The organism is Sinomonas sp. P47F7 (assembly GCF_049332655.1).
In the GTDB taxonomy this organism is placed as follows: Bacteria; Actinomycetota; Actinomycetes; order Actinomycetales; family Micrococcaceae; genus Sinomonas.
In genome coordinates, this window is the sequence record NZ_CP186327.1 from 269,384 (window position 1) to 280,320 (window position 10,937).

General features: G+C 66.8%; 11 protein-coding genes. 2 read left to right on the forward strand and 9 right to left on the reverse strand.

Annotation, left to right across the window (positions count from 1 at the left end; genetic code table 11):
• Positions 1–75: 75 nt before the first annotated feature.
• From ACOKR1_RS01395 to ACOKR1_RS01410, 4 genes are all read right to left on the reverse strand, one after another.
• Positions 76–1,110, reverse strand: coding sequence for a LacI family DNA-binding transcriptional regulator (locus ACOKR1_RS01395; protein ID WP_422935005.1), 1,035 nt, complete (start codon positions 1,108–1,110; stop codon positions 76–78).
• 170 nt (positions 1,111–1,280) lie between these two features.
• Entirely contained in the window at positions 1,281–2,120 is an 840-nt protein-coding gene (locus tag ACOKR1_RS01400; protein WP_422935006.1) for a carbohydrate ABC transporter permease, read from the reverse strand.
• Positions 2,117–2,974: a carbohydrate ABC transporter permease gene (locus ACOKR1_RS01405; protein WP_422936712.1), complete on the reverse strand. Its 858-nt coding sequence runs from the start codon at positions 2,972–2,974 to the stop codon at positions 2,117–2,119. Before ACOKR1_RS01405 ends, ACOKR1_RS01400 begins: the two co-directional genes overlap by 4 nt.
• A 98-nt stretch (positions 2,975–3,072) precedes the next feature.
• Entirely contained in the window at positions 3,073–4,341 is a 1,269-nt protein-coding gene (locus ACOKR1_RS01410) for an ABC transporter substrate-binding protein (protein ID WP_422935007.1), read from the reverse strand.
• Between the two features lie 446 nt (positions 4,342–4,787).
• On the opposite strand from ACOKR1_RS01410, the gene ACOKR1_RS01415 reads away from it, so the two are divergent.
• Positions 4,788–5,042, forward strand: coding sequence for a PfkB family carbohydrate kinase (locus ACOKR1_RS01415; RefSeq protein ID WP_422936713.1), 255 nt, complete (start codon positions 4,788–4,790; stop codon positions 5,040–5,042).
• Positions 5,043–5,139: 97 nt separating this feature from the next.
• Positions 5,140–5,676, forward strand: coding sequence for a PfkB family carbohydrate kinase (locus ACOKR1_RS01420; protein ID WP_422936714.1), 537 nt, complete (start codon positions 5,140–5,142; stop codon positions 5,674–5,676).
• Between the two features lie 337 nt (positions 5,677–6,013).
• Here ACOKR1_RS01420 and ACOKR1_RS01425 read toward each other — a convergent pair whose 3' ends face one another.
• The 5 genes from ACOKR1_RS01425 to ACOKR1_RS01445 form a co-directional block, all read right to left on the reverse strand.
• Complete coding sequence (locus ACOKR1_RS01425) at positions 6,014–6,595, reverse strand: recombinase family protein (protein ID WP_422935008.1); 582 nt, start codon at positions 6,593–6,595, stop codon at positions 6,014–6,016.
• A 179-nt stretch (positions 6,596–6,774) separates the two neighbouring features.
• Complete coding sequence (locus ACOKR1_RS01430; protein ID WP_422936715.1) at positions 6,775–7,578, reverse strand: AAA family ATPase; 804 nt, start codon at positions 7,576–7,578, stop codon at positions 6,775–6,777.
• Between the two features lie 100 nt (positions 7,579–7,678).
• Positions 7,679–9,184, reverse strand: coding sequence for a Mu transposase C-terminal domain-containing protein (locus ACOKR1_RS01435; protein ID WP_422935009.1), 1,506 nt, complete (start codon positions 9,182–9,184; stop codon positions 7,679–7,681).
• A 102-nt stretch (positions 9,185–9,286) separates the two neighbouring features.
• Positions 9,287–9,889: a recombinase family protein gene (locus tag ACOKR1_RS01440; protein ID WP_422935010.1), complete on the reverse strand. Its 603-nt coding sequence runs from the start codon at positions 9,887–9,889 to the stop codon at positions 9,287–9,289.
• 174 nt (positions 9,890–10,063) lie between these two features.
• Complete coding sequence (locus tag ACOKR1_RS01445; RefSeq protein WP_422935011.1) at positions 10,064–10,648, reverse strand: hypothetical protein; 585 nt, start codon at positions 10,646–10,648, stop codon at positions 10,064–10,066.
• Positions 10,649–10,937: the final 289 nt, after the last annotated feature.

The window sequence follows — 10,937 nt, forward strand, 5'->3', positions numbered from 1 at the left end:
GGGGTGGCCGGCCCAGCCGAAGGTGCGACGCCACTGCGTGAGGGGTGCGCGGCGCTCCCGGGGCCCTGCTGGGGGTTACGGCCGTGGAGGGGCGACCGAGTCGCGGAGCACGAGCGGACAGGGCAGCACGACCGGCCCGACAGGGGCAGGGGAGCGGTCGTTGCCCTCGGCGAGGATCTTCAGGACGGTCTCCAGGGCCCAGGCTCCCATCTCGTAATGGGGCAGGGCCACCGTGGTCAGGCCGGGAAAGAGGTTGGCCGCGATGATCTCCTGGTTGTCGAAGCCGACGACCGAGAGGTCCTCCGGGATCTTCAGCCCGAGCTCCCGGGCTGCCCGATAGGCGCCCATGGCCATGCGGTCGTTGTAGCAGAACAGGGCGGTCGGTTCCGAGCGGGCGAGGATCTCCTTCGCGAGCTCGTAGGCTTCCGCGGGCTCTGAGATCGATTCCGCGACGAGCTTCTCGTCATAGGCGATGCCGTGTTCGTCGAGGACCTGCCTGTATCCGGCCAGGCGGCCATGGGTGGCGGGGACGTCGTCGTTGTTGTTCAGGAACGCGATGCGCCGGTGGCCTGCCTCGACCAGGTGCCGGACCGCGGCGACGGCCCCGCCGACCTCGTCTGGGACGACGGAGGGGAATGGTCCGTCATCATCGGTGGCGTCGATGAGGACCGCGGGGATCTCGTGGAGGTTCGCCGGGAGGGAGATTTTGCGGTGGTACATGGTGGCGTACAGGATGGCGTCGACCTGCCGGTCGATGAGCGCCTGCACATCGGCCTGATGCGCCTCGGCGCTGCTGCCGCGCTCTGCGCTGACGATCACCAGGGTCAGGCCGTGCGCGCGGGCGGCCTCCTGGGCGCCGAGGATGATCCGGCCCGCGTGGGGCGTGGTGGCGATCTCCTCGCTCAGCAGGCCGACTAGCCCGGACCTGCGGGTCCGAAGGGCCTGGGCGACGCGGTTCGGGCCGTAGCCCAGGCTCTGCGCCGCCTCCCGCACGCGGTTCCTGGTCTCCTCCGCAACCCGGGTGTGGGGGGTCTCGTTCAGCACGTGCGAGACGGTCGTGACTGAGACGCCGGCCAGCTTTGCCACGTCCCGGATGCCCACGCTCTTCACCTTGTTCCCTCTCCCCGATCCCTCATCGTCTCAGACCCCCTCTTTCCGCTGTGCTCCGGCTGGCGTCGCGGAAGGCGCTCCTCGACGGGAGCGCGGTGCCCATGCTCCGGATGGCTGCCAGAGATCCATGACGTGGCTGTTCCTTTCGATGGGAGCGGGGGCGGCGGGCGTTAGCCCTTTACCGCTCCGAGGGTGAGCCCGGCGACGATGTGCCGCTGAAGGAGGAGGGTCAGGAGGATCACCGGGACGGAGTACACGACCGCGAGGGCGGTCATGGAACCCCAGTCCAGGCCGAACTGGGTCTGGAAGTTGGCGATCACCACGGGGGTGGTCTGCGCCCGAACCGCGGTCAGGAGCAGGGCGAAGAGGAACTCGTTCCAAGAGGCCAGGAAGGCGAAGATCGCGGTCACGGCGACCCCGCCGGCGGTCACCGGGATGACCACGCGCCAGAACGCGCCGAGGCGGGAGCAGCCGTCGATCTTGGCCGCCTCCTCGAGCTCCCCGGGGACGGCGTCGAAGAAGCTGGACATGAGCCAGATCGAGAGGGGAAGGGAGATCGTGGTGTGGGCGATCGCCAGGGCGATGGAGGTGTCGGACAGGCCCAGGTTGCGGAAGATCGAGAGCATCGGCACGCCGATCACGATCGGTGGCACCATGCGGGTCACGAGGGCGGCGACGATGAAGAACCGGCCCAGCCGGGTCCGGTACCGAACCACCGCGTAGGCGGCCGGAAGCCCGAGGGCAAGGGAGATCAGCGTGCTGAGGGTGGCCGTGATGATGCTGTTGAGGAACGATACGATGACTCCGTTTCTGGAGAGGGCGGAGACGTAGTTCGCCACCGTCCACTCGCTGGGCAGGAGCTTGGGGGGCACAGCGATCGTCTCGACCGGGGTCTTGAACGAGGTCAGGAGCATGTATAGGAAGGGGAAGCCGTACAGCACCACGACCGAGACGAGGATGATCCACAGGATGGTCTTGGAGCTGAGCTTTCGGACTTCGAGGCCGTTCATGGCTTCTCCTCGCTTCCGGGACGCCAGATGGACAGGATGGCCACGAGGGCGACGGCGAGCATGGCGATCAGGTAAACGGTGCCCATGGCGCTGGCTAGGCCCGGGTCACCGAACCGGACCATGGTGCGGTAGATCAGCAGCGAGATCGTCTCGGTGCTGGACTGCGGTCCGCCGTTGGTCTGGATGAGGATGACATCGAAGGCCCGGGCCGCGTCGATCCCGCGGACGATGAGCGCGACGGCGATGACCGGGCGCAGCAGCGGCAGCAGGATCCGGAACAGGACGGTCGGGTAGCGTGCGCCGTCGATCCGGGCGGCCTCGATGACGTCGCCGGGGATGTTCTGCAGCCCCGCGAACGTCACCAGGGTGATGAACGAGGTGGTGAGCCAGATGTCCGGGATGGCGACCGAGAACAGGGCGATGTTCGGGTTGGAGAGCCACTGGATGTCGGTGCTCGAGTGCAGGATCCCGGCCCGGGCCAGCAGCTCGTTGACGACGCCGAAGTTGTCGATCAGGAGGAACCGCCACAGCAGGCCCGCCACGATCGGGGCGATCATCAGCGGGTACAGGAACACCGTCCTGAACACCCGGGACGCGTTCCCCAAGGCGGTGAACAGCAGCGCGACCGCCAGGCCGAGGACGAACTCGAAGGTCACGACGATGGCCGCGTAGAGCACGGTGCGCCATGCGGCGTTGAGGAAGTCCGCGTCCTGGAAGAGCCGGACGTAGTTGCCGAACCCGACGAACTCGCGCGGGCCGCCGGCGTACGGGCTGATCTTGAAGAATCCGTCGGCGACGAACTGGACCAGCGGCCAGCCGATGAACAGCGCCAGGAACGCCCCGGCGGGCAGCATCAGCAGGGCCGCGAAGCGGCGGTCCGTGAGACGGAAGGGTGACTTTCTGCCGGGGGACCGGCGCGGGCGGCGCGTGGCGCCACCCGCGCGGCCCACCACTACTTGACTAGCGATTGGACCTGCTCCTTCGCGGCGTTCAGCAGGGCCTGGTCATCGGCCCCCGGCTGAAGCGACTTCTGGATCATCGGGACAAGGACTGTGTCCACGATCTGCTGCCACTTGGGCGTTGCCGGCCGCGGGATCGTGGCCGGGGCGTTGAGGGTGTCCACCAGCGGCCTGTAGTTCTCATAGCCGGACTGGCTCTCATACTTCGCGAACGCCGACTTCCGGGCCACCAGGCCCAGGGAGCTGGTGGCCGCGAGCTCGTTGTGGTCGTAGGCGAACTTCACGAAGTCCGTCGCGGCCTGCTGCTGCCCGCTGGCCTTGGGGACCGTCAGGTACCAGGCACCGGGAACTCCGGCGACGCCGCCCGGGCCGGCGATCATCTGGGCCACGCCGACCTTGCCCGAGACAGCGGAGTCCTTGGGGACCTGCCGGTACTCGTGCGCCCAGAACAGCGACATCGCGGTCTTGCCCTGGTTGAACAGGTTCTGGGCCGCTGCCCAGTCCACCTGCGCCGCGCCCGGAGGGGCGTACTTGGCCAGGCTGTCGTCGAACTGCAGTGCCTTGAGGCTGTTCGCGTCCCCGAGGGAGACGCTGGACCCGTCGGCGCTGGTGACCATGGTCTTCTCCCCGGTCTGGGAGAGCAGGGCCAGGTACTCGGTCTCCACAGCGCCCTTCATGTCCGTGCCGTACATGCCGTCCTTGGTGAAGAACGCCGCGGCGTCGAGGTACTGCTGCCAGGTCGTCGGCGGCTTGAGATCGTAGCCGTACTTGGCCCTGAACGCGGACTGGTTCGCGGAGTCGTTGAAGAGGTCCTTGCGGTAGTAGAGGATCTCCGAGTTCGTCCAGACCGGCATGCCGAGGTACTTCCCGCCGCTGTTGGCCTCCTTGACCAGGGCCGGGAAGAGGTCGTTCTTCACGTCGTCGGTGAAGAGGCTGTCCAGCGGGCTGACGGCGTCCTTGAAGGTGGGCATCCACACCGAGTCCATCGCGGCGACGTCGAAGGAGACGCTGCCGGAGGTGAACTCGCTGTTGAGCCTGTTATACAGGCCGTCGTAGGGGAGCTCGACGAAGGAGACCTTCGTGCCGGTCTCCTTGGTGAACTCGTCCGCGACCGGCTGGAGCTCGGCGTGCCCGCCGGCCTCCACCAGGACGCTGATGGTCTTCCCCGGTGACGACGTGCTGCCGCCGACGCCGCAGCCGCTCATTGCCAGAGTGGCAGCAGTGGCGAGCGCTGCCGCCACTGCGATCTTCTTGCGAAGCATCCTTACTCCGATTCGTTTCCTGTGCAGGTTGGTCACTGCTCTGTGGATGGACCCCAGGGTGAGACGCCTTGGAAAAACGTATTGGCAAAACGTCTTGGCAAGAAATGTAGGCCTCGCCGGGGCGCGAGGTCAACCGCCAAAAAATGCCAAAATCTGCCAGGTGAGGGCCAAACATTTTGGCCTGCTCCACGGGGCCGGACAGGCTTGACCGAAGGGCAGCGCGACCGGTTACATGGCTCTCCGAACGGGCGTCTCGCCCACCCCGCGCCCCATGGCCGCAAACACGCCCCGCGCATCCTGAACCCCTGTCCCTGAAGGAGACACGTGCCGTCGTCATCACCGCCGCGCCCCCGCCCGAAACGGCCACCCGCCATGCCCCGCCCGGTGACCACCCAGGAGGTCGAACGGTGACGGCGGGCGCAGGGGGCGCAGAGTCGGGGATCCTGGTGGTCGGCGAAGCCCTCACCGACATCATCCGGACACCGTCCGGGGAGCGGGAGCACCCAGGCGGATCGCCCGCGAACGTCGCCCTAGGGCTCGCACGACTCGGAGTACAAACCTCCTTCCTGACCGCCATCGCGCCCGACCCGCGAGGGCAGGCAATCGCGGCCAAGCTGGCGGCATCGGGAGTCGTTCTGCTGCCCGAGTCGTGGTCGCTCCCGCGGACGTCGACAGCCCGCTGCCGAGATCGGACAAGATAGAGCTGCCGCCTACATCTTCGATATCTCCTGGGACCTTCCCGACCAGATAGACCTTCCCTCTGTCCGGCACCTGCACATCGGCTCGATCTCCGCCTTCCTGGACCCCGGCGCAGGCAAGGTCGAGGAGCTAGTCCTGGCCTTGGGTGCCCGCGCGACCGTGAGCTTCGACCCCAACATCCGACCCGCCCTCGTCGGCGACCAAGACTCCGCACTGGGCCGCTTCGAGCGCCTCGCCTCCCTCGCCGACCTCGTCAAGCTCAGCGACGAAGACGCCGCCTTCCTGTACCCGGACCTCAGCCCCAAGGAGGCAGCCAACGTGGTAGCCACGCTTGGCCCTATTGTCGCGGTGACCAAGGGAGCCAACGGGTCAGTCCTCACTGCGGGGGCTGGGACAGTCGAGATCAAGGCGGTCACCGCCCCGGTTTCGGACACGGTCGGCGCGGGAGACAGCTACATGTCCGCCCTACTGTGGGCTCTGCTGGTAACCAGGAGGACGCGCGTCAGGCCGATCACCAACAAGGAACTGGCACAAGCTGGGGCCTTCGCCGCCAAAGCCGCAGCCATCACCGTCGGTCGCCCAGGAGCGGAACCCCCAACGTTGTACGAGGTCGAGGGCAGGCGGCTGCCAACGTGATCTTCAAGGCCCGACGGAAGAGGCTGCAGACGCCTAATCGGGCCGCGGTGGCAACCTTCCAGGTCAACTGGTATGTCTTCCCAAAGTCAAAGACTTCATGTGGGCGGTAGCTGGGCTTTCCGCATCCCTCCGCCAGCGCCCGGCGGGAAATATACACCCCGAGAGTAGGTCCATCATCGCTGCCAGACCGAGCGCCAGATGTGGAGACGGAAGCCTCGATGCGAGCCCGATTGTCGATTGCCAGTGTGGCGGACCAATTGACAGCAAACATGGCCAACGTTGCCATGAGTGTGGATTTGATCGCTCTTTGGCGGTGTTCTGTGATCGCTTGGTGTCGCTAGCTCGTGAGTGTTCGCGATCGTCTATAGAACGTGGCTCGTGACATTCCGAGGTCGCGAGCGACCTGGGCGGCGGGGTCGCCTCCTTCGACCAGGCGCACAGCGCTCCTGACCTGGCTGTCGGTTATCTGGCGAGGCCGGCCCCCGAGGTCCTTCCCGGCCGCTCGGCGCTTACTGATGGAGTCGATGACGCGTTCGCGTTTGATCTCGTGCTCCATCTGCGCCAGGGCGGCCATGATCGTGAACAGCATCGACCCCATGGGTGTCGCTGTGTCGACGTCGCCACCGCCGAGGTTCAGCACGCGCAGGCCCGCGCCCCGGGCCCGGAGTTCGTCGGCGAAGGCGAGCATGTTCTGGGTGGATCGCCCGAGCCGATCGAGCGTCGTGATCACGAGGGTGTCCCCCTCGATGAGCGCCTCGAGCGCTCGATCGAACTCCGGTCGTGAGGCCCGGGCCCCGGACACACCGTGATCCACGTAGAGGTCATCGCGTCGGACGCCGGCCGCCAGGAGGTCTGCCAGCTGCCGGTCGGTGGACTGCTGTCGGGTCGAAACGTGCGCATAGCCGATCAGCTTCGCCATTGGGCTGCTCCGATGTGTCTCGTAACCAATGATGGATACAGTGATTCAACCAGAAGGTTCCGAGACATGGTTACGAGAATCGCCGGCCTCGGACAAACCCGCGCGCCTCCGCGGAAAATTCGAGCAATCGCTGTGATCTTCAGAGCTTGATGGCGCCGAATCTCCAGCGGTAAATGGCGTTACAGGATGCCTATGACTAGGGATTCTCGGGCTGCATCGACGACTTCGCTGGTGACGGTGCTGAGCTTGTTGATCTCCATGATGCGGTGGATCTGGGCCATCAGCCGCGCGGTGAGCCGGAAGTTGCCGCCGGTGACGCGGATGATGGCGGCGCGGGCCTCACCGGTCGTGAAGTCGTCGGTGTCGTCGAGACCGAGGTCTGGCCACTGGCGGGAGAGCACGAAGGCCTGTTCGTCGGTGGACAGCGGCTGGTAATGGTGCAGGAACCCGACGCGGCTGTAGAGCTGTGGGTATCGCGCGAGTCTGCGTTCGATGCCGGGCATGCCGATGAGGATCAGGCCGGCGCCGGTGCGGTCGTGGTGATCGCGTAGAGCCTCGAGGCTGGGTGTCTTGAGTCGGTCGGCTTCGTCCACGATGACCAACTCGGTGTATGGCCCATCGGATTGGGCGAGTCGTTCGGGTTCGTGGTCGGGGTGCAGCGTCATTTCGATGGCCCAGCTGAGGCGTGTGTGCAGCGAACGGACTTCCTGGTGAACCGTGCGGGGCGTGTTGTGCACCTTGGGGGTGTAGAAGACGGTGCGCGAGACGATGGCTGATTCGGGTGCGACGGTCTCGAAGAACCGAAAGTTCTCGACCACCGGGGCGATGGTGTCCCAGGAACTGTAGTGGCGGGCGGACAGAGTCTTGCCCACGCCGGGTGCACCGTGGCACAGGCCGATGTAGCGGTCGCGCCGGACGGCGTCGCAGAACTCGGCGAAGCGGCGGTGCTGCTTGGTGACGACAAACTCTGGCGCTGGCCGCATGGGCACTCGCCGCTGTTCGGGGGCGGTTACACCACTCGACTCATCCGGTGTCTCGGCCGCTTGGTCCTCGGCGCCCTCTGCCTCGGTGCCCGCCATGTGATCAGTCCTCTCGATAGAGCTTGAGCGAGTGCTTGGGCGCTGCGTTGTGGTCGGGATCGGCCGACTCCGTCGGCGCGGTCACGCGTGCTGGTGCCGGATCGTTGTAGTCGGGCTGGTGGACGGCGAGGAGTTGGTCCACGACCTTGGCGCGCACGCTCAGGCCCTGGCGCAGTTCGCGGCGGCGGGCGTTGCGGGCGGCGGTCAGTTCCTTGAGCGCGACGGTTCGTCCGGCCAGCTCGGGGCAGATCGCCCGACACAGGAACTCCTCGTCGTGGAAGATGCGGATCTCGGCCAGATCACGCGGGTCGTAGCGGATGATGACCTGCTCGCCGACGTAGGCACTCAGCACCGTGTCCAAATAGCGCAGTCCCTGGAAGTGCACCCCATTAGCGTGGACCTTGCGGGGCTGGGCGACGGTGAGCAGCAGCAGGTCGAGCTGTTCGAGCGAGTCCGGCATCCTGGGAAGGAAGCCACCGGCCGACCAGTGCTCGGCCGGGGCCCGCCGGGTCTCGCTGTGCACGCGATGGTGGTAGTCGCCAACGAGGAACCGCCCGATCGCGGCGTCCAGCTCGGGCAGGGTGAGGCTGGCCTGTCCGGCCCGGTCGGGGGTGCCGCGCGGGGCGTAGCCCGGTAGCGCGGACAGGCACATCTGGTTGATGCTGCCGAACAGCCGTTCGATCTTGCCTCGGCCGCGTGGTTTGCCGGGCAGGGAGAACACCAGCCTGATCTTCAGCTCAGCCGCGACAGCCTCCATGTGCCGGGAGGTGAAGTCGCTTCCGTGGTCGGTGTAGAAGACGCCGGGGATGCCGCACACCGGCCAGGCTGGATCGGGCTTGCGCCAGATCGCCTGCCGAAGCGCCAAGGCCGTGTTGATCGCCGAGGGCGCATCCAGGCTGACCATATAGCCGGCTACGGCACGGGAGTGGTCATCCTCGATCACTGTGAGCCATGGGCGAGCCGGCTTCCCCGACGGAGTCACCACCCAGAGGTCAAGTTCGGTGTGGTCGGCCTGCCAGATCTCGTTCGGTACGCTGGCCTGGCGGCGGTACACCAAATCGAATGCCTCCTCGTAGCGTTTGGTGCCCTCGTGCGCCAGCGTCCGCAGGCCTGGATCGAGTCCGGCGACGATCTCGTAGACGGTGCTGTAGGACGGCACCGTCCATCCCTGCCCCGGTGCGATCTCGGCCACCTGGCGGTGGACGTTCGCCGCGGAGGGCGGCGGCCGCCGCAACGCCAGCCCTTCGATCAGCGCCACCAGCTGATCGGGCAGCGCGCGCCTCCCGCGGTCCGACCGGGCACTGCGGGCCAGGCCCGCCAACCCGGATTCGCGGTAGCGGGCCAGCCAGCGCTGCGCGGTGCGCAAGGGCACTCCGGCCTGCCGCGCGGCGACGACCAGCGAGGCCCCGTCCTCCAGATGCGCACGCAACACCCCGTACCGGGCCATCGCCTGCTCGCGCTGCGGCTCGGACAGCGCGGTGACTGCAGCCGAACGGTCCAGGCCGGTCACGGAGCTACCCGAGTGGTGTCGGTGGCCTGCGCCAAGGCGGTCAGCGGAATGCTGTCCTCGACGTGGAGGCGCGGGAGGCGCCACCGCCGCAGCCCGTCCATCTCAAACCCTGTCGGCTCCGGCCGGGCGTGAACTGGCGGCGAGCCGGTGGCGGTACAGCGTCGCCCTGGACCATCCGACCAGCTTCGCGGCGTCTTCGGCCGTGCGGCCCTTCGCCCGGGCGTCGTTGACGATCGCGAGCTTCTCCGCCACGACGTCATGGTTCAGCGGCGGCCTGCCGAACCGGGTGCCGTTCTGCTTCGCCGCGGCGATGCCCGCGTTGACCCGCTCGACGATGAGCTCACGCTCGTACTCGGCCAGGGTCGCGAGCATCCCGAGCATCATCCGGCCCGAGGAGGTCTCTGGGTCGATCCCGTCCGAGACCGATCGGATCTTCACCCCGCTCTCGCGCAGCAGGTTCACGGTGTTCAGGACATCGCTGAGGGAGCGCCCGAGGCGGTCGATGCGCCACACCACAACGGTGTCTCCGGGCTCGGCGTAGTCCAGCAGACGCTTCATCCCCGGCCGCTGGACCGCGGTCCGGCTGCCCGAGGTCACGTCCGAGAACACGTCCCTGGACTCCACGCCGACACCGCGCAGCGCGTCGAGCTGCAGCCGCGCGTCCTGGGAGACCGTGCTCACCCGCGTGTACCCCAGAAGCCTCACCCGCCCAGTGTGCCCCACAAACCCCTGAAATCATCATCTCTGAGGCAGATTGTGGTGAGACGTGTTTCCAAGACATCCGTAGCCTCGAGAACACGGCTTCTGAGGAGTGGGGCGGCTGCCATCATCAGTTGTCTCGTAAAGCTTTAGGTTTCTGGGACAGCAACCTAGACTGATTCACGCACCTTCATGGAGCAGTACCAGAGCCGGTTCCTTGAGGGAGCCCATGCCGATGTCAAGGGTCTCAATCGCCATCGCGGCCCGCAGGACCTGCCAGGCGATTTCGGCGGGATCCGCATGCGCCCCGTCAGCGACTTCCAGATCATACGGTCCGAGGCGCCCTGTCCCTCCGGTCCGGATGCGGACGACTTCCCACCCGACGGCACGGGTGAGACGGTCCTTGTCCAGGTCAGCTTCACGGCCCTCAGGGGTGTCGTGGCCCCATTCGACGTCGAGCCCGGTCCCGTCGAATTCGACCACGACGCGGAGAGCGGGGATGATGATGTCCGGCCGCCCCCAGGGGGCGCCTCGGAATTCCGCGCCGTACATGAGCGCGTTGACTCCAGGCATGGCCAGCTCGAAGTACGTGCCGAGGTGTCGCGCGAGATGGCGCTCCGTTCTGGAGGACTCGGCCGGGGGACCCATGAAAACGTCGCCGGGGAGCACATGGTCGTATTTCCGGTTGGCTGCGCATTTGTGGCAATACCGCCCCTCCTGGATGTGGCCCAGGATGAAATCCTTGGTGCTCACGGTGGCCGCCATGTGCCGAGGCTGGGGGCACATGAGGAGGATCTTCTCTCCGTAGTTCCAGGGTTGCAGCTCTCGCGCGGGTTTGCTCTCATGACGCACGGCCTGGCGAAAGCGCATCTCGTCCCACAGGGCAGCCGCGGCCGGGTAGCGGGCTTCGAACGAATCGTCCCACGTCGCCGGTGGGTCTTCGAATGGGTAGCACTGCGGACAAAACCATGTACCTCCCTTGGCGAAGAGCTCACCTATCGAAGCAACCCAACGGTGTCGGACCTTGGGGCACCGCCACACGCATACCGCGTCC

Bases quoted from the DNA above. Each gene is read 5' to 3' on its own strand.
- ACOKR1_RS01400 (WP_422935006.1), bottom strand. From the start codon at position 2,120: ATGAACGGCCTCGAAGTCCGAAAGCTCAGCTCCAAGACCATCCTGTGG.
- ACOKR1_RS01405 (WP_422936712.1), bottom strand. From the start codon at position 2,974: ATGCTGCCCGCCGGGGCGTTCCTGGCGCTGTTCATCGGCTGGCCGCTG.
- ACOKR1_RS01410 (WP_422935007.1), bottom strand. From the start codon at position 4,341: ATGCTTCGCAAGAAGATCGCAGTGGCGGCAGCGCTCGCCACTGCTGCC.
- ACOKR1_RS01425 (WP_422935008.1), bottom strand. From the start codon at position 6,595: ATGGCGAAGCTGATCGGCTATGCGCACGTTTCGACCCGACAGCAGTCC.
- ACOKR1_RS01430 (WP_422936715.1), bottom strand. From the start codon at position 7,578: ATGCGGCCAGCGCCAGAGTTTGTCGTCACCAAGCAGCACCGCCGCTTC.
- ACOKR1_RS01445 (WP_422935011.1), bottom strand. From the start codon at position 10,648: ATGGCGGCCACCGTGAGCACCAAGGATTTCATCCTGGGCCACATCCAG.